Source organism: Anaerotalea alkaliphila (genome assembly GCF_010179735.1).
Classification (GTDB): Bacteria; Bacillota; Clostridia; order Lachnospirales; family Vallitaleaceae; genus Anaerotalea; species Anaerotalea alkaliphila.
The window spans coordinates 17,876-39,196 of sequence record NZ_JAAEEH010000028.1 but is presented as its reverse complement, the minus strand read 5'-3'; the positions used below and the strand labels follow the sequence as shown (position 1 = coordinate 39,196).

The 21,321-nt window shown below is 51.8% G+C and carries 38 protein-coding genes; all 38 read right to left on the bottom strand.

Annotation, left to right across the window (positions count from 1 at the left end; all coding sequences use genetic code 11):
* Nucleotides 1-128: 128 nt before the first annotated feature.
* The 38 genes from GXN74_RS10380 to GXN74_RS10195 all read right to left on the bottom strand — a co-directional run bounded on the left by GXN74_RS10380 (nucleotide 129) and on the right by GXN74_RS10195 (nucleotide 21,320).
* Nucleotides 129-1,289 carry a YibE/F family protein gene (locus tag GXN74_RS10380; protein ID WP_162370869.1) on the bottom strand — a complete coding sequence of 387 codons (1,161 nt, stop codon included), beginning with the start codon at nucleotides 1,287-1,289 and terminating at the stop codon, nucleotides 129-131.
* A complete protein-coding gene (gene truA, locus GXN74_RS10375; RefSeq protein WP_162370868.1) occupies nucleotides 1,279-2,052 on the bottom strand; it encodes a tRNA pseudouridine(38-40) synthase TruA in 774 nt (257 codons plus the stop codon). Before truA ends, GXN74_RS10380 begins: the two co-directional genes overlap by 11 nt.
* Nucleotides 2,053-2,064: 12 nt before the next feature.
* Nucleotides 2,065-2,868 carry an energy-coupling factor transporter transmembrane component T family protein gene (locus tag GXN74_RS10370; RefSeq protein ID WP_162370867.1) on the bottom strand — a complete coding sequence of 268 codons (804 nt, stop codon included), beginning with the start codon at nucleotides 2,866-2,868 and terminating at the stop codon, nucleotides 2,065-2,067.
* The gene (locus GXN74_RS10365) at nucleotides 2,861-3,742 is read right to left on the bottom strand and encodes an energy-coupling factor transporter ATPase (protein ID WP_162370866.1); all 882 of its coding nucleotides are present in this window, start codon (nucleotides 3,740-3,742) and stop codon (nucleotides 2,861-2,863) included. The genes GXN74_RS10370 and GXN74_RS10365 overlap by 8 nt, the downstream gene beginning before the upstream one ends.
* On the bottom strand, nucleotides 3,727-4,581 hold the full coding sequence (locus GXN74_RS10360; protein ID WP_162370865.1) for an energy-coupling factor transporter ATPase: 855 nt from the start codon (nucleotides 4,579-4,581) through the stop codon (nucleotides 3,727-3,729). Before GXN74_RS10360 ends, GXN74_RS10365 begins: the two co-directional genes overlap by 16 nt.
* Nucleotides 4,582-4,659: 78 nt before the next feature.
* Nucleotides 4,660-5,196: a bL17 family ribosomal protein gene (locus tag GXN74_RS10355; protein ID WP_162370864.1), complete on the bottom strand. Its 537-nt coding sequence runs from the start codon at nucleotides 5,194-5,196 to the stop codon at nucleotides 4,660-4,662.
* Nucleotides 5,197-5,233: 37 nt separating this feature from the next.
* Nucleotides 5,234-6,193 carry a DNA-directed RNA polymerase subunit alpha gene (locus GXN74_RS10350; protein ID WP_162370863.1) on the bottom strand — a complete coding sequence of 320 codons (960 nt, stop codon included), beginning with the start codon at nucleotides 6,191-6,193 and terminating at the stop codon, nucleotides 5,234-5,236.
* Between the two features lie 33 nt (nucleotides 6,194-6,226).
* Nucleotides 6,227-6,853 (bottom strand): 30S ribosomal protein S4, encoded by a 627-nt coding sequence (rpsD, locus tag GXN74_RS10345; RefSeq protein WP_162370862.1) that lies wholly within the window; start codon nucleotides 6,851-6,853, stop codon nucleotides 6,227-6,229.
* Nucleotides 6,854-6,876: 23 nt separating this feature from the next.
* Nucleotides 6,877-7,278 carry a 30S ribosomal protein S11 gene (gene rpsK, locus GXN74_RS10340; RefSeq protein ID WP_162370861.1) on the bottom strand — a complete coding sequence of 134 codons (402 nt, stop codon included), beginning with the start codon at nucleotides 7,276-7,278 and terminating at the stop codon, nucleotides 6,877-6,879.
* Between the two features lie 22 nt (nucleotides 7,279-7,300).
* A complete protein-coding gene (rpsM, locus tag GXN74_RS10335) occupies nucleotides 7,301-7,669 on the bottom strand; it encodes a 30S ribosomal protein S13 (protein ID WP_162370860.1) in 369 nt (122 codons plus the stop codon).
* A 328-nt stretch (nucleotides 7,670-7,997) separates the two neighbouring features.
* Nucleotides 7,998-8,111 carry a 50S ribosomal protein L36 gene (rpmJ, locus tag GXN74_RS10330; protein ID WP_162370859.1) on the bottom strand — a complete coding sequence of 38 codons (114 nt, stop codon included), beginning with the start codon at nucleotides 8,109-8,111 and terminating at the stop codon, nucleotides 7,998-8,000.
* A 35-nt stretch (nucleotides 8,112-8,146) separates the two neighbouring features.
* Entirely contained in the window at nucleotides 8,147-8,365 is a 219-nt protein-coding gene (infA, locus tag GXN74_RS10325) for a translation initiation factor IF-1 (RefSeq protein ID WP_162370858.1), read from the bottom strand.
* Between the two features lie 15 nt (nucleotides 8,366-8,380).
* Nucleotides 8,381-8,656, bottom strand: coding sequence for a KOW domain-containing RNA-binding protein (locus GXN74_RS10320; protein ID WP_246208676.1), 276 nt, complete (start codon nucleotides 8,654-8,656; stop codon nucleotides 8,381-8,383).
* Between the two features lie 14 nt (nucleotides 8,657-8,670).
* Complete coding sequence (gene map, locus GXN74_RS10315) at nucleotides 8,671-9,420, bottom strand: type I methionyl aminopeptidase (RefSeq protein ID WP_162370857.1); 750 nt, start codon at nucleotides 9,418-9,420, stop codon at nucleotides 8,671-8,673.
* A gap of 1 nt (nucleotide 9,421) precedes the next feature.
* Nucleotides 9,422-10,066: an adenylate kinase gene (locus tag GXN74_RS10310; RefSeq protein ID WP_162370856.1), complete on the bottom strand. Its 645-nt coding sequence runs from the start codon at nucleotides 10,064-10,066 to the stop codon at nucleotides 9,422-9,424.
* A 24-nt stretch (nucleotides 10,067-10,090) separates the two neighbouring features.
* Nucleotides 10,091-11,359 (bottom strand): preprotein translocase subunit SecY, encoded by a 1,269-nt coding sequence (gene secY, locus GXN74_RS10305; protein WP_162370855.1) that lies wholly within the window; start codon nucleotides 11,357-11,359, stop codon nucleotides 10,091-10,093.
* Nucleotides 11,360-11,800, bottom strand: a complete 441-nt coding sequence (gene rplO, locus GXN74_RS10300; RefSeq protein WP_162370854.1) for a 50S ribosomal protein L15 — start codon at nucleotides 11,798-11,800, stop codon at nucleotides 11,360-11,362.
* 24 nt (nucleotides 11,801-11,824) lie between these two features.
* Nucleotides 11,825-12,007 carry a 50S ribosomal protein L30 gene (gene rpmD / locus GXN74_RS10295; RefSeq protein ID WP_162370853.1) on the bottom strand — a complete coding sequence of 61 codons (183 nt, stop codon included), beginning with the start codon at nucleotides 12,005-12,007 and terminating at the stop codon, nucleotides 11,825-11,827.
* A gap of 12 nt (nucleotides 12,008-12,019) precedes the next feature.
* Nucleotides 12,020-12,529: a 30S ribosomal protein S5 gene (rpsE, locus tag GXN74_RS10290; protein WP_162370852.1), complete on the bottom strand. Its 510-nt coding sequence runs from the start codon at nucleotides 12,527-12,529 to the stop codon at nucleotides 12,020-12,022.
* 16 nt (nucleotides 12,530-12,545) lie between these two features.
* Nucleotides 12,546-12,914, bottom strand: coding sequence for a 50S ribosomal protein L18 (rplR, locus tag GXN74_RS10285; protein WP_162370851.1), 369 nt, complete (start codon nucleotides 12,912-12,914; stop codon nucleotides 12,546-12,548).
* Between the two features lie 18 nt (nucleotides 12,915-12,932).
* Nucleotides 12,933-13,475, bottom strand: coding sequence for a 50S ribosomal protein L6 (gene rplF, locus GXN74_RS10280; RefSeq protein ID WP_162370850.1), 543 nt, complete (start codon nucleotides 13,473-13,475; stop codon nucleotides 12,933-12,935).
* A 57-nt stretch (nucleotides 13,476-13,532) separates the two neighbouring features.
* On the bottom strand, nucleotides 13,533-13,934 hold the full coding sequence (gene rpsH, locus GXN74_RS10275) for a 30S ribosomal protein S8 (protein WP_162370849.1): 402 nt from the start codon (nucleotides 13,932-13,934) through the stop codon (nucleotides 13,533-13,535).
* A gap of 27 nt (nucleotides 13,935-13,961) precedes the next feature.
* Nucleotides 13,962-14,147 (bottom strand): type Z 30S ribosomal protein S14, encoded by a 186-nt coding sequence (locus GXN74_RS10270; protein ID WP_162370848.1) that lies wholly within the window; start codon nucleotides 14,145-14,147, stop codon nucleotides 13,962-13,964.
* Nucleotides 14,148-14,158: 11 nt separating this feature from the next.
* Nucleotides 14,159-14,698, bottom strand: a complete 540-nt coding sequence (rplE, locus tag GXN74_RS10265; protein ID WP_162370847.1) for a 50S ribosomal protein L5 — start codon at nucleotides 14,696-14,698, stop codon at nucleotides 14,159-14,161.
* 19 nt (nucleotides 14,699-14,717) lie between these two features.
* Nucleotides 14,718-15,053: a 50S ribosomal protein L24 gene (rplX, locus tag GXN74_RS10260; protein ID WP_343032819.1), complete on the bottom strand. Its 336-nt coding sequence runs from the start codon at nucleotides 15,051-15,053 to the stop codon at nucleotides 14,718-14,720.
* 12 nt (nucleotides 15,054-15,065) lie between these two features.
* Complete coding sequence (gene rplN / locus GXN74_RS10255; protein WP_162370846.1) at nucleotides 15,066-15,434, bottom strand: 50S ribosomal protein L14; 369 nt, start codon at nucleotides 15,432-15,434, stop codon at nucleotides 15,066-15,068.
* 58 nt (nucleotides 15,435-15,492) lie between these two features.
* Nucleotides 15,493-15,735 carry a 30S ribosomal protein S17 gene (rpsQ, locus tag GXN74_RS10250; RefSeq protein WP_162370870.1) on the bottom strand — a complete coding sequence of 81 codons (243 nt, stop codon included), beginning with the start codon at nucleotides 15,733-15,735 and terminating at the stop codon, nucleotides 15,493-15,495.
* 38 nt (nucleotides 15,736-15,773) lie between these two features.
* Nucleotides 15,774-15,983, bottom strand: a complete 210-nt coding sequence (gene rpmC, locus GXN74_RS10245; protein ID WP_162370845.1) for a 50S ribosomal protein L29 — start codon at nucleotides 15,981-15,983, stop codon at nucleotides 15,774-15,776.
* Nucleotides 15,970-16,410, bottom strand: coding sequence for a 50S ribosomal protein L16 (rplP, locus tag GXN74_RS10240; protein ID WP_162370844.1), 441 nt, complete (start codon nucleotides 16,408-16,410; stop codon nucleotides 15,970-15,972). Before rplP ends, rpmC begins: the two co-directional genes overlap by 14 nt.
* Nucleotides 16,411-17,070, bottom strand: coding sequence for a 30S ribosomal protein S3 (rpsC, locus tag GXN74_RS10235; protein WP_162370843.1), 660 nt, complete (start codon nucleotides 17,068-17,070; stop codon nucleotides 16,411-16,413). It abuts the gene before it with no gap.
* A gap of 14 nt (nucleotides 17,071-17,084) precedes the next feature.
* Nucleotides 17,085-17,471 carry a 50S ribosomal protein L22 gene (gene rplV, locus GXN74_RS10230; RefSeq protein WP_162370842.1) on the bottom strand — a complete coding sequence of 129 codons (387 nt, stop codon included), beginning with the start codon at nucleotides 17,469-17,471 and terminating at the stop codon, nucleotides 17,085-17,087.
* 21 nt (nucleotides 17,472-17,492) lie between these two features.
* Nucleotides 17,493-17,774, bottom strand: a complete 282-nt coding sequence (rpsS, locus tag GXN74_RS10225) for a 30S ribosomal protein S19 (protein WP_162370841.1) — start codon at nucleotides 17,772-17,774, stop codon at nucleotides 17,493-17,495.
* 40 nt (nucleotides 17,775-17,814) lie between these two features.
* A complete protein-coding gene (gene rplB / locus GXN74_RS10220; protein WP_162370840.1) occupies nucleotides 17,815-18,648 on the bottom strand; it encodes a 50S ribosomal protein L2 in 834 nt (277 codons plus the stop codon).
* 66 nt (nucleotides 18,649-18,714) lie between these two features.
* Nucleotides 18,715-19,014 carry a 50S ribosomal protein L23 gene (gene rplW / locus GXN74_RS10215; protein ID WP_162370839.1) on the bottom strand — a complete coding sequence of 100 codons (300 nt, stop codon included), beginning with the start codon at nucleotides 19,012-19,014 and terminating at the stop codon, nucleotides 18,715-18,717.
* Nucleotides 19,014-19,634: a 50S ribosomal protein L4 gene (gene rplD / locus GXN74_RS10210; RefSeq protein WP_162370838.1), complete on the bottom strand. Its 621-nt coding sequence runs from the start codon at nucleotides 19,632-19,634 to the stop codon at nucleotides 19,014-19,016. The genes rplW and rplD overlap by 1 nt, the downstream gene beginning before the upstream one ends.
* Before the next feature lie 26 nt (nucleotides 19,635-19,660).
* Nucleotides 19,661-20,290 carry a 50S ribosomal protein L3 gene (rplC, locus tag GXN74_RS10205; protein WP_162370837.1) on the bottom strand — a complete coding sequence of 210 codons (630 nt, stop codon included), beginning with the start codon at nucleotides 20,288-20,290 and terminating at the stop codon, nucleotides 19,661-19,663.
* A gap of 96 nt (nucleotides 20,291-20,386) precedes the next feature.
* On the bottom strand, nucleotides 20,387-20,698 hold the full coding sequence (rpsJ, locus tag GXN74_RS10200; RefSeq protein ID WP_162370836.1) for a 30S ribosomal protein S10: 312 nt from the start codon (nucleotides 20,696-20,698) through the stop codon (nucleotides 20,387-20,389).
* 262 nt (nucleotides 20,699-20,960) lie between these two features.
* Entirely contained in the window at nucleotides 20,961-21,320 is a 360-nt protein-coding gene (locus GXN74_RS10195; RefSeq protein WP_162370835.1) for a diacylglycerol kinase family protein, read from the bottom strand.
* Nucleotide 21,321 lies beyond the last annotated feature (1 nt).

The following is a 21,321-nucleotide window of genomic DNA, read 5'->3' as shown; positions in this document are numbered from 1 at the left end:
TCGCTGTAAACAGGTCCGTGGAATAAATGCCGCTCCCTTGCATCACGCCCAAGACCAAAAAAGCACCAGCAATAGCTGGTGCCTATGTTATAAGTTTTTCGGGACATTTTCAAAAACGCTTGACAGGATTATTTTTTGTTGTCCTCCGTCCCCGTGTACAGTTTCTTCTCCAGGAGGGAGGCGATGATGGCCGTGGCCGGTATGGTGAAGATGATGCCGATGGTCCCCACCATGGCCCGCAGGATTTCGGTTCCGATCAGGTCCATGTTGACGACGTTCCTGTAGGGGATGCCGTTCACCATGAAGACCAGCAGGAGGAACATGGAGGAGCCCACATAGGCCAGGATCAGGGTGTTGGCCATGGTGCCCATGACATCCCTGCCGATGTTCATCCCCGATTTGAACAGGTCTGTGGTGCTGTAGAGGGGATTGGCCACCGTCAGCTCGTTGATGGCCGAGGAGATGGAAATGCTCACGTCCATGACGGCACCCAGGGTGCCGATGATGATGGATGCGAACAGGATGCCGGTCAGGTCCATGGGGACGCTGTGCTGGCTGATCATAAGCATCTGCGCTTCCGTGTTTCCGAGCCCCGTCATATGGGTCAGGCTGCCGATCCAGAGGGCCAGGATCCCTGCCGTCAAGGTTCCTGACAGGGTCCCCAGCAGGGAAGACACCGCCTTCTTGTTGAAGCCCGCAATCAGGAACATGGTCGCCACCGTAACGACCGCACTGATGAATACGGCCAAAAAGACCGGATCCCCTCCGTTGATGATCCCCACCAGCATGTAGTAGACGCCGGTCAGGGTGATGCCGAGGGTGACCATGCTCTTCAGGCCCTTGCGCCCGCCCACCCCCAGCATGGTCAAGACGAAGATGCCTCCCAGCAGATAGAGGTATTTGTCCCGCCGGTGCTCGTAGACAAGCGCCTCCAGCACATTCCCCCCCGCATCCAGCTCGAGGATGCAATAGACCTCGTCCCCTGCGTTCAGCTGCAGGTTGTAGGCCATGGCCTCGTCGATGTAGTTGGTCACGGTGAATGTCTGTTCCCGGTAGGGTTCGTCCAGGATCCGCACGCTGGCCTTCTGGACCCGCTGGCGGTACTCCCCTCCGGAAGACTGGTAGGTTTCCATTTCATCGGAAAGTATCTCCTCCACCTTCCCCCGGTACAATTCCGGGAACTGGCCGGAAGCCTCTTCCCCCCGGACCTCCTGGACTCCCGCTCCGAGCAGGAGCAGGAGCAGTCCCAGCAATACGGCGGCAGCTTTGCGTGTCATCCTATCTCTCATCCTTCGACTCCTTGTCCTGGGGATACGGGGCATAAACGATTTCCACCAAAGTCAGTCCATGGGCCGGGGCTGTGGGCCCCGCCTTGTCCCTGTCCCGGGAAATGAGGATTCCATCCATGGCTTCCGGAGCCATGGCTCCCGTCCCCACCTCCAGAAGGGTTCCCGCCATGATCCTGACCATGTTGTAGAGGAATCCGTTGCCTGTCACCTGAAATTCCAGGAGATTCCCCTGGCTCTTCACGGTTGCGGCATACACGGTCCGCACCGTATCCTCCTTGTTTTTCGCCTTTGCGGAGCAAAATGCCTTGAAATCATGGGTTCCCACCCAACGCCCCGCCGCACCCGCCATCCGTTCCACATCCAACGCTTTCTGCATATGGTGGGCGTATCTGCGGTTTTGAGGGAGGGGCACCGGGGCATTGTGGATCTGGTAACTGTATGTCTTGAAATGGGGGGTGTAGCGGGGATGGAACCCCTCCTCCACCGGCTCCCCCCGCTGGACCACGATGTCCGGAGGCAGGAAACGGTTGAAGGCGAAGGGGATCCGTTCCGCCGGAATGGAGGTTTCCGCCTCCAGGAGGGCCACCTGGCCCAAGGCATGGACACCCGCGTCGGTCCTGCTGGCTCCCGTGATCGTGAAGGGTCCGGGAAAAAGGTTCTTTCCCGCCCGCATCATGGCCTCCTGGACGGTGTAGCCGTTCTTCTGCACCTGCCAGCCGGCGTACCGGGTCCCGTCATAGGCGACGGTCAATTTCAATCCCATGGGCACCTCCTGTCAGAGCCAGCGGGCCAGCAGGCCCAGCGCCAGCAGGTAGGCGGCCACCACCAGCGCAGCCGCCACGTCCACCCGGGTATAGGAAAGCCGCTTCATCCTTGTCCTGCCTTCCCCCCCCCTATAGCATCGGGCCTCCATGGCCAGGGCCAGGTCGTCGGCCCTTCTAAAGGAACTGATGAACAGGGGCACCAGGAGCGGAATCAGGCTCTGGGCCTTTTTGACCAGGCCGCCGCTTTCGAAATCGGCCCCCCTGGCCATCTGGGCCTTCATGATCTTGTCCGTCTCCTCCAGCAGGATGGGGATGAAGCGGAGGGCGATGGTCATCATCATGGCGATTTCATGGGCAGGAACCTTGACCTTCTCCCAGGGCTTCAGCAATGCCTCGATTCCGTCGGTCAGGGAGATGGGGGAGGTGGTGAGGGTCAGGATGGAGGAGCCCACGATCAGGAAAATCAGCCGGAGGGCCATGAATACGGCCGTTTCCAGGCCTGTCCGGGTCACCTTGAAGACACCCCATTGGAAGAGCACCGCTCCCCCCGGGGTCAGGAAAAGGTTGATGAAGACCGTCAGGAGGATGATCATGAAGACGGCCTTCAGACCCTTCAGCATGAACCGGGGAGGCACCTTGGAGGCCCGGATGGCCAGCACCAGGAAAAGGAAGGCCACGCCATAACCCGGGGCTCCCTTGGCCAGGAACAGGGACAGGATGAAGGTGAAGGTCAGGACGATTTTCGAACGGGGGTCCATGGAATGCAGGAAGGATTCCGCAGGATAGTATTGCCCCAAGGTGATGTCCCTAATCATGGATCCCACCTCCTTTTGCCGGCCCAGGCGGTCCCAAAAGGCTCCTGATGGCGGCCATCGCCTCTTCCACTGTGGTCACCGTCCCCTCCAGCCCGCATCCTTTCGCTTCCAAGGCCTTCGCCAGATAGGTGACCTGGGGTACGCCCAGCCCCATGGCTTCCAGGTGTTCCACTTCCTGGAACACCTGCTTGGGAGGTCCGTCCATCCGCACCTCCCCCTTGTCCATGACGATGATCCTTTCCACGTGGTTTGCGATGTCCTCCATGCTGTGGGACACCAGGATGACGGTCATGTCCCCTTTCCCGTGGATCCTGCCGATTTCTCCCAGGATTTCATCCCTTCCTTTGGGGTCCAGACCCGCGGTGGGTTCGTCCAGGATCAGGATTTTAGGCCGCATGGCAAGCACCCCCGCGATGGCCACCCGGCGCTTCTGGCCTCCGGACAGTTCGAAGGGGGACGCCTCCTGCATGTCTTCCCCAAGGCCAACCCTGTCCAGGGCGTCCACCACCCGGGAGTGGATTTCGTCTTTGGAGAGCCCCATGTTCGTAGGCCCGAAGGCCACATCCTTGTAGACGCTCATCTCAAAGAGCTGGTGTTCCGGATACTGGAAGACCAGGCCGACTTCCTGGCGTATGTCCTTGAGGCTGGCCCCCTTGGAGTGGATGTCCTTGCCGTGGATCCGGATTTCCCCTGCGGTGGGTTTGAGCAGACCGTTGACCTGCTGGATCAGCGTCGACTTGCCTGAGCCTGTATGGCCCATCAGGCCGATGAATTCCCCGGTCCGGATTTCCAGGTTGACGTTCCTCAGCGCTTCCTTGCGGAAAGGGGTCCCTTCCCCATAGGTAAAATGCAGGTTCCTTATTTCAATCGACATATCGCCCCCACCATTTCCTCAATCGTCAGCAGGTCTACCGGAAAATCGTAGCCCTCCCGTTTCAACCGGCCTGCGATTTCTGTGACTTGGGGGACATCCAGCCCGATGGCCTTCATCTCCTCCGTTCTGGAAAAAACTTCCTTGGGTGTCCCTTGAAAAGCGATCTTCCCTTGGTCCATGACGATGACCCGGTCGGCATGGATGGCTTCATCCATGTAGTGGGTGATCAGGATCACGGTGATCCCCTCATTCCTGTTCAGCTGGAGGGCCGTATCCAGCACTTCCTTCCGCCCGGAGGGGTCCAGCATGGCGGTGGGTTCGTCGAAAATGATGCAGGACGGCCGCATGGCAAGCACACCCGCGATGGCCACCCTTTGCTTCTGGCCTCCGGACAGCTTGTTGGGGGAATGGGTGGCATACTCCCCCATCTCCACCGCATCCAGGGACTGGTCCACCCGCCTCCGGATTTCCTCCGGCTCCACACCCAGGTTCTCGGGACCGAACGCCACATCTTCCTCCACGATCGTGGCGATGATCTGGTTGTCCGGATTTTGGAAAACCATGCCCGCATGCTGCCGGATCTTCCAGACATTCCCCTCTTCCCTGGTGTCCATCCCCTTCACCCGCATCCAGCCCTCCGTGGGCACGAGCAATGCGTTGATATGCTTGGCCAAGGTGGATTTCCCGGAACCGTTGTGTCCCAGGATGGCTATGAACTGGCCTTTCCTTACCTCCAGGTCCAGGCCGTCGATGGCCCGATGGATATGTTCCACTTCGCCGGCATCGTTGTGCTGGTGGTATTCGAAAACCAATCCTTCTCCCACAATCATTTTCTCCATTGCCGTCGCTCCTTCTTGCGCTTTCCTTTGCCGCCTTATAAATTAAGGGATTAAGCGCTATGTCTTAATCCCTCAGTGTTATACAAGTTCGATGATGACTTCTTCGGCGCCGTCGCCTTTACGGGCTCCCAGCTTGACGATCCTTGTGTATCCGCCGTTGCGGTTCGTGTACTTGGGTGCGATGTCGTCAAACATTTTCGCCACCATGTCCACATTTTTCGTGTTGGCTTTCTTGCCGGAGTTCTCTGCGGGAACTTCCTTCACCGGGTACAGCACTTCCAGCATCTTTCTGCGGGCATGCAACCTGGTGGAGTTGTCCTTCTTGACTGTCTTCTGCACTTCCTCGAATACAGTCACTTTCTTGCCATCCACAACTTCTTTGACACGTTTTCCGTCGGAAGTCTTCTTGGGGACCTTCTGTGTGACGGTCACTTCAGTGAAATTGTCCTTTTCCCTCACTGCAAGGGCAATGAGTTTCTCGGCGATTCTGCGAACTTCTTTTGCTTTCGTATCCGTGGTCCTGATCTTGCCATGATAAAGCAAGTTGGTCACTTGGTTTCTCAACAAAGCTTTTCTTTGGGAAGAAGTTCTGCCAAGCTTTCTATATCCAGCCATTTTAACCTCCTGATATCCATGCAGGCCCTTTGATTGACTATTCTTCTCCCGGTCTCAAGGACAAGCCCAATTCATTGAGCTTTGCCAACACCTCTTCCAAGGATTTGCGACCCAGGTTCCGAACCTTCATCATATCGTCGGGTGTCCTGTTTGTTAATTCTTCAACTGTGTTGATACCGGCTCTTTTCAAGCAGTTGTAGGAACGTACAGAAAGTTCCAGCTCATCGATGCTCATTTCCAGTACCTTTTCTTTTTCATTGTCTTCCTTTTCCACCATGATGTCCACATTCTTGGCGCTTTCGGACAAGTCGATGAACAGGTTCAAATGTTCATTCAGGACTCTTGCCGCCAGGCTGAGGGCCTCATCGGGAGAAAGTGTGCCGTTGGTCCAAACTTCCAGTGTCAGCTTGTCGTAATCGGTGATTTGGCCGACACGGGTGTTTTCCACGATCAGATTCACACGCTCCACCGGTGTATAGATGGAATCCACTGGAATCATGCCAATGGGTTGGTCTTCAGCTTTGTTCTTGTCCGCTCCGACATAGCCCCTGCCTTTGGTGATGGTGAGTTCCATGAACAGCTTGCTGTCAGGACCACCGCTCAACGTGGCGACCACCTGGTCCGGATTGACGATTTCGATATCCGGGTCTGCTTGAATGTCGGCGGCGGTCACGGTACCTTCACCCTCGAATTCGATATAGGCAACCTTGGGCTCCAGACTGTCGCTGTTGTTCTTGATGGAAAGGTGTTTGACGTTGAGGATGATTTCCGCAACATCTTCCTTCACTCCTGGGATGGTGCTGAATTCATGCAACACCCCTTCGATCTTCACGCTGCTGACAGCTGCGCCCGGCAGGGAGGACAGCATGATCCTCCGCAGGGAATTGCCGAGTGTGGTGCCGTATCCACGTTCCAACGGTTCAATCACAAATTGTCCATATTTATGATCATCTGATATCTTGACAATATCAATTTTTGGTTTTTCAAAGTCAAACAACTTGGAAGACCCTCCTTTTTTTGTAATCCAATGTTATTTGGAGTACAGCTCGACAATCAGTGTTTCCTGAACAGGAACATCGATTTGGTCTCTCGTTGGAAGTGCGTTCACTTTCACGCTGAAGTTCTCCAAGTCTGCCTGCAACCACTCGGGTACAAGTCTGGATCCCGTCGTTTCGACGATGTCCTTGAACCTCTGGATTCCTCTTGACTTTTCTTTCAGTTCGATCACATCCCCGGCGCTTACACGGTAAGAAGGAATGTTCACGCGTTTGCCGTTGACCAGTACATGGTTGTGTCTTACGACCTGTCTTGCTTCCGTTCTGGAACGTCCAAGACCGGCCCTGTAGACCACATTGTCCAAACGGGACTCAAGGATGATCAGCAGGTTTTCACCGGCGATCCCTTTTTTCTGCTCCGCCAAATCGAAGTAGTTGGCGAACTGTGTTTCCAATACCCCGTAGATCCTCTTGGTCTTCTGCTTCTCACGCAACTGCAGTCCGTACTCGGACATTTTCTTGCGGCTCTTTCCATGTTGCCCGGGAGCAAACGGTCTGCGCTCCATAGCGCACTTTCCGGTAAAGCATCTTTCCCCTTTCAGAAACAGCTTTTCGCCTTCCCTACGACAAAGTCTGCATACCGCGCCTCTATATCTTGCCATTTATTATCTGCACCTCCTACCGATTATACTCTTCTGCGTTTGGGTGGGCGACATCCATTGTGTGGTACCGGAGTCACGTCTTTGATACTGGTTACGTCCAAGCCTGCCGCTTGCAATGCCCTGATGGCTGCTTCCCTGCCGGAGCCGGGACCTTTCACCATGACCTCAACGGTCTTCAGGCCATGTACAATGGCTGCTTTTGCTGCGGTTTCCGCTGCCACTTGCGCCGCGTACGGTGTGGATTTTCTGGATCCTCTGAATCCAAGTCCGCCTGCACTCGCCCATGACAAAGCGTTGCCTTCCACGTCGGTCAATGTGACGATCGTGTTGTTGAATGTGGATTTGATATGTGCTTGACCGCGCTCTATGTGTTTCTTAACACGCTTTTTGCCTACAACTTTTTTGGCAGTCGCTTTCTTTGCCATCGATTCTAAACCTCCTTACAGGTTACTTCTTCTTGTTAGCTACAGTTCTACGCGGACCTTTGCGTGTGCGCGCGTTCGTTTTGGTCTTCTGTCCTCTGACGGGAAGCCCTTTTCTATGACGGATCCCTCTGTAGCAACCGATCTCCATCAGTCTTTTTATGTTCAGTGCGATTTCTCTTCTCAAATCCCCTTCAACCTGTTGACTTGCGTCAATGATCTCGCGGATTTTTGCGACTTCATCGTCTGTCAGGTCCCGGATCCTTGTATCAGGATTGATTCCGGCTTCGCGGAGGATTCTTTGGGAGCTTGCCCTTCCTACGCCATAAATGTATGTTAAACCGATTTCTACACGTTTTTCTCTTGGTAAGTCAACACCAGCAATACGAGCCATGTTATCTTTACACCTCCAACTAAATAATGAACTTTCGTTAACCGTTAAAGCTGCATGAACTCTCAATCTTGAATACGGCGGTGAAAGACATATCCAAGCCTGGAACCATGGCAACCTGCCTGCCTGTCCCACCGGAATCCATGCAACTCACAATGTTTCCGTACGACAGGATTGGGGCAATTCTTTACAACGCATCCAGGTGATTCATTGTCCGTCATTGCCACAACAGCTTACATAATACCACAATTAAAAATTATAACACATTACGCTCTATGTTTCAAGAACTTTTTGCCGAAGGGCGCCTGGACACCCTCCGGCCTTAAGGTTCTTAGCCTTGCTTTTGCTTGTGCTTCTTGTTCTCACAGATTACGCGAATGATGCCTTTTCTTTTGATGACCTGGCACTTCTCGCAAATCGGTTTTACGGATGCCCTAACTTTCATCGCTAACACTCCTTTCAGGCTCCAACCTTACGAGCCTACTTGTCCCGCCAGATGATGCGTCCTTTGGTAAGGTCGTAAGGTGACATTTCTATGGTTACCTTGTCGCCCGGCAGAATCCGGATATAGTGCATCCTGAGTTTTCCGCTGATGTGCGCCAAGATCTTATGTCCATTTTCCAGTTCCACCTGGAACATGGCGTTGGGCAGCTTTTCGACCACTCTGCCCTCAACTTCGATTACATCTTTCTTAGACATGGTTTGAACCTCCGATCATTGTCTTGGTACTTGTTGCAGTTCGAACAATTGATTCCTGATTTCCGCATTTGAAATTTTCTCTTCGTTTTCATGTTTTGCTTTCAGGCCTTCCAGGACCATATGCATCGGCTGTACATGTTTCATCTTCTTCTTCTTCGGGTTGTCCAGCCTCCTGGCCTCACCGTCCACCAGAAAAAGATACTCGCCTTCGACCGCATCCACCATATAGGTTTTGCCTTTATCCCGGCCAGCCTTAGATATGACCACTTGCCCAAACTCAAAATCCATCATACGTACACTCCATTCTAGTCGACCGTCAACAGCTCGCAGCCGTCCTCTGTCACTAAAACCGTATTTTCATAATGCGCCGACAGTGTACCGTCCAAGGTGACCACTGTCCAGTCATCGTCCAAAATGCGTACTTCGTACTTTCCTGCATTGACCATGGGCTCGATTGCCAACACCATGCCTGATTGAAGTTTAGGGCCGCGACCGATTGGCTTGTAATTGGGAATCTGGGGCTCCTCATGGAGGGAACGCCCGATTCCGTGGCCAACCAAGTCCCGTACAACGGAAAAGCCGTGGCTTTCCACATATTTCTGGATTGCATGGGATATCTCGTGCAGATGGGCGCCGGGTTTGATCGCCCGAATCCCAGCAAAGAAGCTTTCCTCCGCAACCCGGACCAGTTCCACAGCTTCGCTGTCTCCCTGGCCCACTACATAGCTCCTGGCGGCATCGGAATGGTAGCCGTTAAAATAGGCTCCGATGTCGATGCTCACCAGGTCGCCCTCCTGGATCTGTCGCAGACCCGGGATCCCGTGGACCACCTCGTCGTTGATGGACACACAGATGGACGCCGGATAGCCGCTGTAGCCTTTGAAGGACGCCTTGGCGTTCTGGCTGCGGATGTACTCCTCCGCCGCCTTGTCCAACTCCAGGGTCGTCATTCCCGGCTTCAGGATTCCTGCCAGCAAGGAGTGCGTCCTTGCCACGATCTTTCCTGCCTGCCGCATGATTTCTATTTCTTGTTCCGATTTGATTGTAATCGACATCCTACGCACCCACAGCTTGCATGATGGCTTCGGTTATTTGGTCTATCTCCAAACGGCCGTCGATGGTTGTAAGGAGTCCTCTTTCGTCATAATACTCGATCAAGGGTTTTGTCTGTTCATGGTATACTGCCAACCTTTTCTTTACGGTTTCCGGCTTGTCGTCTTCCCGCAAAGTCAGGCTGCCACCACATGCGTCGCAGACATTCTCGACTTTCGGCGGGATGTTCTCGACATGGTAGGTCGCACCGCATTTCACACAAGCACGTCTTCCCGACATGCGGCGTATGATCGTTTCGTCTGCCACATCGATGTCCACCGCACAATCAATGGCTTCCCCCATCTTCTTCAACGACGCTTCCAGGCTTTCCGCCTGGGGAATGGTCCTTGGAAATCCATCCAGGATGAATCCGTTCTTGCAATCGTCTTCCCTGATGCGGTCCGCCACCAGATCCACTACCAAAGCATCCGGAACGAGGAGGCCTTTGTCCATGTAGGTCTTCGCCTTTCTCCCAAGCTCCGTACCGCCTTTGATGTTCGCTCTGAAGATGTCGCCCGTAGAGATATGGGGAACATTGTATTTCTCCGCAAGTATTTTTGCCTGGGTGCCCTTGCCCGCACCCGGTGCCCCCAGCATGATCAGTTTCATACTCCTGCCTCCCGTCTTAGAAGTCTATGTGTTCAAGAAGCCCTTGTAATGCCTCATAACCATCTGCGCTTCCACCTGTTTGATCGTGTCAAGGCATACGCCTACGACAATCAGCAGGGAGGTTCCACCGAAAGAGATGGAAACTTTGGTCGCCGCCGAGAGAATGATCGGAGCGATGGCCACGATACCCAGCAAAAGGGCACCGATGAACACGATTCTATTCAGGATATTCGTAAAGTAGTCCACTGTGGGTTTGCCCGGACGGATTCCTGGAATGAACCCTCCGTTCTTCTTCATGTTGTTGGCGATTTCAATTGGATTGAAAATGATCGCCGTGTAGAAATACGCGAACAGGATGATCAGCACAAAATAGATGACCGCTCCCACCGGGGATGTGTAGTAGTTCAGGAAACCGACTACCGCCCCCCAGGCGCCTGTAGGCGAGGCTGTAAAGAAGCTGGTGATGGTTGCAGGGAACTGCAGCAGGGATGATGCGAAAATAACCGGAATCACACCAGCCATATTCACCTTCATGGGGATGTGGGTGGATTGGCCTCCGTAGACCTTCCTGCCCTGCACCCTTTTCGCATACTGCACAGGAATCCTGCGCTCACCCAGTTGGATCAGCACCACCAGGACCACCATGGCCAGAAACACCAGAAGCAGCACCGCCGTGGTCAGGTACTTGCCCTGACGCACCTGGTCTCCCAGCAGATTGGCACCTGCGGGAATCCTGGAGATGATGTTGATGAAGATGATCAGGGAGATGCCGTTTCCGATCCCCTTCTCATTGATCTGCTCGCCGATCCACATCAGGAACGCCGTTCCGGCGGTCATGGACAAGACGGCCACTATCACCGAAGACGCGTTGTAGTTTGTGAAAATCCCCTGGATGCTGATGGAGATGGCGATCGCTTGGATCAGCGCCAGCACCACGGTGGCATACCGGGTGATTTTCGCTATCTTGCGTCTTCCGTCCTCCCCTTCCTTTTGCATTTCCTCAAGCGCGGGAATCGCAATGGTCAGAAGGTTCATGATGATGGAGGCATTGATGTAGGGGATGATTCCCATGGCGAACAGGGTCATATTCTGAAAGGCCCCTCCTGAGAATGCGTCGAACATTCCCAGCAGGTCCAGGTTGCTTTGTTCAAAGTAATCTACGAGCTGCTTGCTGTCCACACCCGGAATGGGGATATGGGCCCCCAAGCGGATGACGACAAACATCAGCAATGTATAGAGGATTTTCTTGCGAAGGTCCACCAGCTTAAAAGCATCTCTCAGTGTTTTGAACACCTAGATCACCTCGGCTTTCCCACCAGCTGCTTCAATTTTTTCAATGGCTGCCTGGCTGAAAGCATTGGCTTTAACAGTCAATTTTTTGGCGATTTCACCGTAACCGAGAATTTTCACGCCATCCTTGGGGTTTTTGACCAGACCGCTTTGGATCATTGCTATAACGTCCACTACGGCGCCGTCTTCAAACCTGTCCAAAGCCTGCAGGTTGATGCCAACAATCTCCTTGGAATTCCTGTTGGTGAAGCCTCTTTTGGGGAGACGCCTGTACAAGGGCATCTGTCCACCCTCGAATCCGGGGCCTTTTCCGCCTCCGGAACGGGCTCCTTGTCCTTTATGTCCACGGCCTGCTGTCTTGCCGTTTCCAGATCCATGGCCTCTGCCTTTTCTGTAGCCGGCTTCGTTTGCGCCAGCATTCGGTCTCAAGTCTGTCAAGTTCATTTCCTTACACCTCCTCGCCTATGATTATATTTCTTCCACTTTCACCAAATGGCTGATTTTTCTTACCATTCCACGGATTGCGGCGTTGTCCTGCTGCTCCACGCTTTTGTTCAGCTTGGTCAGCCCCAACGCTTCCGTCGTCTTTTTGTGCTTAGGAATGGATCCGATTGTCGACCTTACCAAAGTGATTTTCAATTTGCCTGCCATCGTGGTTCCCTCCTAACCTAAAATCTCGCTGACGGACTTGCCACGCAGCTTTGCTACCTGTTCAGGTGTCTTCAAGCCGGCCAGTCCATTGATGGTTGCCAATACAACGTTGTTCTTGTTGTTGGATCCCAAGGACTTTGTCCGGATGTTCTTGACCCCTGCCAACTCAAGCACTGCACGGGCAGGTCCGCCTGCGATGACGCCTGTTCCGTCCGGAGCCTTTTTCAGGAGCACAACGGCGCTTCCGAAATTTCCCATGAAGTCGTGGGGAATGGTTCCGTTCTTGTCGATCGGCACGTGGATCAGTTTTTTCTTTGCATCTTCAATTCCTTTGCGGATCGCTTCAGGAATCTCTGTAGCTTTTCCCATGCCTGCACCTACGTGCCCATTGCCGTCGCCAACGACGACAATCGCGGCGAATCTGAAGTTCCGTCCACCTTTAACGACTTTTGTAACACGTCTGATGGTGACGACCTTTTCAGTAAGCTCAAGCGCACTGGCATCTATGATTGTACGTTTCATCTACTTGCCTCCTGTCTTAGAATTTCAGTCCAGCTTCTCTGGCAGCATCCGCCAAAGCTTTCACTTTTCCATGGTAGATGTATCCTCCACGGTCAAATACAACGGTTTCGATTCCTTTTTCCAAAGCCTTTTTGGCTACTGCCGCGCCAACGGCCGCCGCTGCTTCCACATCGTTTGTTTTTGCCACAGCTTCTGCAACTGCTTTTTCCATTGTGGAGGCTGCAACCAAAGTATGGCCTTTGACATCGTCTATGACTTGCGCGTAGATGTGGTTGTTGCTTCTATATACACTCAAGCGTGGTCTGTCTGCCGTACCACTGATCTTGTTCCTGAGCTTCATGTGCTTTTTCACACGAACCTTGGTTCTTGCTTCTTTTTTAATCATCTTGGATTCACCCCTTTACTATTTTTTACCGGATTTTCCTTCTTTGCGTTTGATGACTTCATTCGCATATTTGATTCCTTTGCCCTTGTAAGGCTCTGGCGGTCTCTTGAATCTGATTTCCGCCGCGAACTGTCCCACACGCTCTTTGTTGATGCCTTTGACGATGATGACGTTGGTTCCTTCCACGACAGTTTCGATTCCTTCAGGATCTTCCATTTCTACGGGATGGCTATATCCAAGGGAGAATACAAGTTTTTTTCCTTGCTTCTGTACTCTGTATCCTACACCGTTGATTTCCAGCTTCTTCTCGAAACCTTTGGTGACACCTTCAACCATATTGGACAACAAAGTTCTGGTCAATCCGTGCAGGGCCCTCATCTTCTTCAGGTCGTTGGGTCTTGCGACTTCCAAACGGTTCTCTTCCAAAGAGATTTTCATTTCCTTGGGCAGTTGTCTTTCCAATGTTCCTTTGGGGCCTTTGACAACGACGGTGTTGTCTTCGCCGATTTTAATTTCCACACCTGCGGGCACTTCCACAGGCTTTCTTCCGATCCGTGACATTTCTTTTCCTCCTAACGGTTGCATTGTAATAGCCGGAGCTACTTTTTCACCTTGTATCTACCAGATGAACGCGATGACTTCGCCACCAATGTTTTGCTTTCTGGCTTCCTTGTCAGTGATGACACCTTTGTTTGTGGAGATGATGGCTGTTCCAAGGCCTCCAAGCACTCTTGGCAGTTCTTCCTTGGCTGCGTACACGCGCAGGCCGGGTTTGGAAATCTTCTTGATTCCGGAGATTACCTTCTCGTTCTTATCTTTACCGTACTTAAGCTCCGCACGGATCACTTTAAAGTTTCCTTCATCCACAATCTTGTACCCCTTGATGTAGCCTTCATTCACCAGGATGTCCACGATTGCCAGTTTCATCTTGGAAACGGGGATGTTCACGAAATTATGCTTGGCCACGTTGGCGTTGCGGATTCTTGACAGCATATCTGCAATAGGATCGCTCATTGTCATGGGTGTTGCCTCCTTCCTTCTCTGTACTTACCAGCTGGCTTTTCTAACGCCAGGGATTTGTCCTTTATATGCGAGTTCACGGAAGCAGATTCTGCAGATTCCGTATTTTCTCAAATATCCGTGGGGTCTTCCGCAGAGCTTGCAACGCGTGTAAGCCTGTGTGGAAAACTTGGCAGGACGTTGTTGTTTTACCTTCATACCAGTTTTTGCCATCGTGGACCTCCTTATTTTCTAAAGGGCATTCCGAACAGTGTTAACAGTTCTCTTGCTTCTTCATCGGTTTTGGCTGTTGTGACGAAGATGACGTCCATGCCGCGGACTTTGTCGATCTTGTCGTATTCGATTTCCGGGAAAATGATCTGCTCCTTGATTCCAAGGGCATAGTTTCCTCTGCCGTCGAAGGAGTTGGGGTTAACACCTCTGAAGTCGCGCACACGGGGCAACGCCAGGTTGATGAGGCGGTCTGCGAATTCATACATCCTTTTTCCGCGCAGCGTCACTTTGGCGCCGATGTTCATGCCTTCCCTAAGTTTGAAGGCGGCTACGGATTTCTTTGCCTTCAGCACCAAGGGCTTCTGTCCGGAAATGATCTGCAGGTCGCCTACAGCGAAGTCCAGCACCTTCTGGTTCTCTTTTGCTTCGCCCACGCCCATGTTGATGATGATCTTTTCGATTTTGGGAACTTCCATGATGCTTTTGTATTCGAACTTCTTCATCATGGCTTCCTTGATTTCCTTGTTGTATGTCTCAATCAATCTACTCACGGATTTGACCTCCTCTCTTCTAGTCTATCAATTCGCCGGTGGATTTGGCGACTCTTTGACGGACGGTTTTCTGTACGCCGTTTCTTTCTTCTGTCGTCACCTTGATGCCGAGCCTTGTGGGCTTGCCCTTGTGCAGGTACATGACATTGGAAGCGTCGATGGCCGCTTCCTGGTGAACGATTCCACCCTGTTGGTTGGAGGGGCTCGGCTTCGTGTGTTTGGTGATCATGTTGACACCCTCCACTACCACTCTTCCCTTCTTGCGGTCGATGGAATGGATCTTTCCTTCTTTGTTCTTATCTTTACCGGCGATGACTCTAACGTTGTCGCCGACTTTCAGTTTAATGTTTGCCACTTGTTACACCTCCTACAATACTTCTGGTGCTAAAGACAGGATTTTCATGTATTTCTTTTCTCTCAGCTCCCTGGCTACGGGTCCGAAGATCCTTGTTCCCTTGGGGGTCTTGTCGTCTTTGATGATGACAGCGGCATTCTGGTCGAATTTGATATATGAGCCGTCTTTACGACGTACGCCTTTGACTGTACGTACGACAACCGCCTTGACAACGTCGCCTTTTTTAACAACGCCACCTGGTGTTGCATCTTTAACCGTAGCGACAATCACATCACCGATGTTGGCATATCTTCTCGTGGAACCGCCCATTACGCGGATACACAAAAGTTCTTTGGCCCCAGTGTTGTCAGCTACTCTAAGTCTTGATTCCTGTTGAATCATGCTTAAGCCTCCTTCTTCCGGTCACAGCCATGGATCCACAGCCGCAACAAACCCTATGCTATTTTACTTTCTCGATGATTTCTACGAGTCTCCACCTTTTGTCCTTGGACAACGGTCTGGTTTCCATCACTTTCACTTTGTCGCCGATCTGGCATTCGTTGTTTTCGTCATGTGCCTTCAGCTTGTAGGTTCTCTTGATTACCTTCCCGTAAAGAGGATGCTTCACACTGTTGACGATTTTCACAACAATCGTTTTATCCATCTTGTCGCTCGACACGATTCCAACACGCGTTTTTCTCATATTTCTATCAGCCACGGTATTTCCTCCTCTCCAGATGACTACTTAGCCGGTTTCAGCTGTTCAGTCATAATTGTTTGTATCCTGGCTATGTTTTTACGAACCTCGGTAATTCTGCTTGTGTTGTCCAACTGGTTGGTCGCATTCTGGAATCTGAGGTTGAATAATTCTTTTTTGGCTGCTACCAATGCTTCGGAAAGTTCCGCAGCGGATTTGTTTCTCAATTCATCCATCATTTTAGTTGTTTTCACAATTATCACCGCCTTCTAACTCTGCGCGAGAAACGATTTTGCATTTTACAGGCAATTTGTGTGTCGCAAGCCGCAATGCTTCTCTTGCTACATCTTCTTGTACACCGGCAAGTTCGAACATGACCCGGCCGGGCTTGACAACCGCTACCCAGTATTCGGGAGATCCCTTACCGGAACCCATCCGTGTCTCGGCAGGCTTGGATGTTACGGGCTTGTCGGGGAAAATCTTGATCCAAACCTTACCGCCACGCTTGATATGGCGGGTCATCGCGATACGCGCGGACTCGATCTGGTTGGCCGTGATCCAGCAGGGCTCGGTGGCCACGATGCCGAATTCACCGTACATGATTGTATTTCCTCTCAAAGCTTTTCCGCGCATGTTTCCACGGAACTGCTTGCGTCTTTTAACTCTTTTTGGCATTAACATTTATTGTTCGCTCCCTTCTGTCTTAACTTTTTCAGGAAGAACTTCACCATTGTAGATCCAAACTTTCACACCGATTTTTCCATACGTGGTGTTTGCTTCAGCAAATCCATAATCGATGTCCGCACGCAGTGTCTGCAGGGGGATGGTTCCTTCGCTGTAGCTTTCGCCACGGGCGATTTCCGCTCCGCCAAGACGTCCGGAACAGGCAACCTTGATTCCCAGGGCGCCGGATTTCATGCTGCGTCCCATCACTTGCTTCATTGCCCTTCTGAAAGACACGCGGTTCTCCAACTGCTGGGCCACGTTCTCCGCAACCAGCTGGGAGTCCTTCTCCGGTCTTTTCACTTCCACAATGTTGATGAACACTTTGCTTTGAGACATCTTCTGCAGTTCGGCACGCAGCTCTTCGATGGCGGTTCCGCCCCTGCCGATGACGATGCCGGGTTTTGCAGTATATATGTTGATCTTTACGCGCTCGGAGGCTCTCTCGATTTCAATCTTGGAAATGCCTGCGGCATAAAGCTTTTTCTTCAGGAACTTTCTCATTTTATAATCTTCAACGATCAGGTCCGAGAAGCTCTTCTTGTCGGCGTACCACTTGGAGTCCCATCCTTTGATGATCCCAACCCTTAGGCCATGAGGATTTACTTTCTGTCCCATGCTCTACCTCCTATCTATCTTTCGTTCAAAATGATTGTGATATGACTTGTTCTCTTTTCGATCCTGTACGCTCTACCCTGCGCTCTGGGCCTCACCCTTTTCAGCGTAGGGCCCGCTCCCGCAAAGCACTCGTCCACATAAAGCTTCGCAGCATCCAGACCATTGTTGTTTTCCGCATTGGCCACCGCCGATTTCAATACCTTCTCGATCACCCTTGCACCATACCGGGGCGTGAACGCCAAGATGCCGATTGCAGACGCCACGTCTTTTCCCCTGATGGTGTCCAGAACGATTTTGGCTTTGGTCGTGGATAATCTTGCATAGGAAACCTTAGCACTGGGTCTTGTATCTTTAATTGCATTTCTTTCGCGTTTTATCTGACTTCTGTGTCCTTTAGCCATTGTACAGCCTCCTTTCGCCTATTACCGGACTCTGGATTTCTTTTCGTCTTTTCCGTGTCCCCTGTAGGTCCTGGTCATAACGAACTCACCCAGTTTGTGCCCTACCATGTCTTCATTGATGTATACCGGCACATGTTTTCTTCCATCATATACTGCAATGGTCAGACCAACCATGTTCGGGAAAATCGTGGAACGTCTGGACCAGGTTTTAATCACTGTATTGCTTCCGCTTGCCGCAGCCGCTTCTACCTTCTTCAACAGATGGTCATCGGCGAACGGTCCTTTTTTCAATGAACGAGCCATTCAAGTAACCTCCTTCTCGTTATTCAGTGGGCGACAACGCTTATTTGCCGCCACGTTTCCTTACGATATATTTGTTGGAATGCTTGTTTTTCTTTCTTGTCTTGTAGCCAAGCGCAGGCTTGCCCCAAGGTGTCATCGGACTCGGACGGCCAACAGGCGCCTTTCCTTCTCCACCACCATGTGGATGGTCGTTGGGGTTCATGACGGAACCACGGACTGTAGGACGGATTCCCATGTGGCGCTTCCGGCCGGCTTTACCGATGGTGATCAGTTCATGGTCGACGTTTCCGACCTGGCCGATGGTTGCCCTGCATTGGATGGGAACCATGCGCATCTCTCCGGAGGGGAGGCGCAGTGTCGCGAACTTGCCTTCTTTCGCCATGAGCTGCGCCACGTTGCCAGCGGAACGGACAAGCTGTCCGCCTTTGCCGGGTTTCATTTCAACGTTGTGCACGCTGCTTCCCACAGGGATGTTGATCAAAGGCAGGGTGTTTCCGATGCGGATTTCCGCTTCCGGTCCGTTCATGAGCTTGTTGCCCACTTTCAGCCCGTTTGGAGCCAGGATGTAGCTCTTCTCGCCATCCGCATATGCGATCAAGGCGATGTTGGCCGTACGGTTGGGGTCGTATTCGATGCTGACCACTTTCGCGGGAATGCCGTCTTTGTTTCTCTTGAAATCAACCATCCTGTACTTGATCTTGGAGCCGCCTCCACGATGCCTGACAGTGATTTTCCCTTGATTGTTGCGGCCGGAATGCTTCTTGAGCGTTACAACCAATGATTTCTCCGGGGTCGAAGTTGTGATCTCTTCAAATGTGGAAGAAGTCATATGCCTTCTGGAAGGCGTATATGGACTAAACTTTTTAATACCCATGATAGTCTCTCCTTTCGTTTTTTCAAAGCTAACACGGTACCGTGTGTATCTATTAGAATGCAGGAACTACATTCCTTCGAAGAATTCGATGTCCTTGCTTTCTGCAGTTAAGGTTACAATCGCTTTTTTCGTCTTTGCCGTCTTGCCGGATGTGGTTCCGCGTCTTTTGGTCTTCCCATCCTTGTTGGATGTGTTCACCTTGGAGACTTTGGCGCCTTCGAACATTCTTTCCACAGCTTCCTTGATCTGGCCTTTTGTAGCCTCAGGGTGCACCAGGAAAGTATATTTCTTATCGGACATGGCTTCCATGCTCTTTTCAGTCACAACAGGCCTCAGAAGCACGTCATAGTATTTGATGTCTGCCATTATGCGTATACCTCCTCGATTGAAGCAACCGCTTCTTGTGTCACTACACATGCGTCATATTTCAACAGGTCGCATACATTGATCGTATTGACGGACGCTGTCTTAACATTCGGCAGGTTCCTTGCGGACAGCACGACATTCTTGTCGTTGTCGCTGATGACCACCAGGGCTTTGCCTACTTTCAGGTTGTCCAGCACGGCCACCATGTTCTTGGTTTTGACTTCGTCAAACGCCAGCTTGTCCAAAACGATGAACTTCGCTTCGTTCACCTTTGCGGTGAGGGCAGATTTCAATGCCGCACGCTTTTCCTTCTTGTTGAGCTTGAAGGAATAGTCTCTCGGTTTGGGGGCGAATACCACACCACCACCTGTCCACTGGGGTGAACGGATGGATCCCTGTCTTGCCCTGCCTGTTCCTTTTTGCTTCCAAGGCTTTCTTCCCCCACCCCTTACTTCGGCACGGGTCAAAGCGCTTTGTGTTCCTTGACGACTGTTTGCAAGCTGTTGCACAACAGACATATGCATCAGATTGTTGTTGATCTCCACGGCGAAAATATCATCATTCAATTCCACTTCGCCGACTTGCTTGCCTTCCATATTATAAACAGCAACTTTAGCCATTCTCGTGTTCCTCCTTCCTGCAAACTCTAAGCTTTCACAGCATCTCTAACGACAACGATGGATTTCTTGGGTCCGGGCACTGCGCCTTTTACAAGAATCAGGTTCTTTTCAGCATCCACGCGCACAACTTCCAGGTTCTGCACGGTTACGGCTTCCGCACCCATGTGTCCTGCAAGTTTTTTGCCTTTGAACACTTTCGCGGGATATGCGGACGAACCCATGGATCCGGCGATCCTATGGCTCTTGGAACCGTGTCCCATGGGGCCTCTGCTCTGTCCATGCCGCTTGATTGCGCCTTGGTAGCCTTTACCTTTGGAAACGCCGGATACGTCGATCAGGTCGCCGGATACGAACACATCCGCCTTGATCTCCTGTCCCACCAGGAACTCTTCCGCATTGTCCAGTCTGAACTCTTTCAGGATCCGCTTCAGGGGAACGCCCGCTTTTGCGAAATGTCCTTGCAGGGGTTTGCCCACGTGCTTCTCTTTTCCGTCCACAAATCCGATCTGGATTGCGCTGTACCCGTCGTTGGCCTGGGTCTTCACCTGCACCACGGAGCAGGGGCCCGCTTCCAATACCGTTACAGGCACCAGTGTGCCGTCTTCCATGAAAATCTGTGTCATGCCGATTTTTTTTGCAATAATCGCTTTTTTCATTTTCTTCCTCCAATTAATCTACAGCGGATTACAAGTTCTGCAATCATCCTAGACGGTTCCTTCAAGGGTTCCCCCTTGATCTATACCTTCAACGGATCATTTCACGTCTACTTTAATATCCACGCCAGCCGGCAGTTCCAAACGCATCAACGCGTCTACGGTTTTTGCAGTCGGCATCATGATATCGATCAACCGCTTGTGTGTCCTTTGTTCGAATTGCTCTCTGGAGTCCTTGTACTTGTGCACCGCCCTCAGGATCGTAACCACTTCCCTTTTTGTAGGCAGGGGAATGGGGCCGCTGACTGTAGCTCCCGTTTTCTTAGCGGTTTCGATGATTTTCTTTGCGGATTGGTCGATCAATTGATGATCGTACGCCTTCAAGCTGATTCTCATTTTTTGTGTTGCCATAAAAAAAGTCGCCTCCTTTTCGTACTTTCTTGTACGACAAGTGGTGACTGTACATTTTGCCGTGTGTATCGCGTTACACAGGAGCAAGCAATGGTTTAGGATTGCTATTTGATTGTACAGTGATCTTGTCGCCAGTTTCATGAACATGACTTTCGCTCCGTGGAAATTCCCCACAATACTTGTGCGGCAACCTTCCACATCATCGCTATCATTGTCACAGCATTTAATATTATACCCCAGTGTCCTGCAAAAATCAACACTTTTATTTAAGGATTTCAAGGATTTTCGGCAGGAAGATCATCGCCCCCAGAACCACGGACACCAGGGCCATGAGAAGCACCGCTCCCGCGGCCACATCCTTGGCCCGTTCCGCCAGGTCATGGTACTCCTGGGTGACCAAGTCCACGGCGGTTTCCAGCGCCGTATTGATCATTTCCAGCACCAGCACGTTGGCGGAAACCAAAACCAATACCATCCACTCCTGGCGGCTGATTCCTAGGAACGCCGCCAAGAGAAAGGCCATCCCCATGATGGCCAGTTGGATGGTGAAATTCCGTTGTGTCTTGAATACGATGCGGATGCCCGTATGGGCATACCTGTAGGATTCCTTGAACTTGCGCATC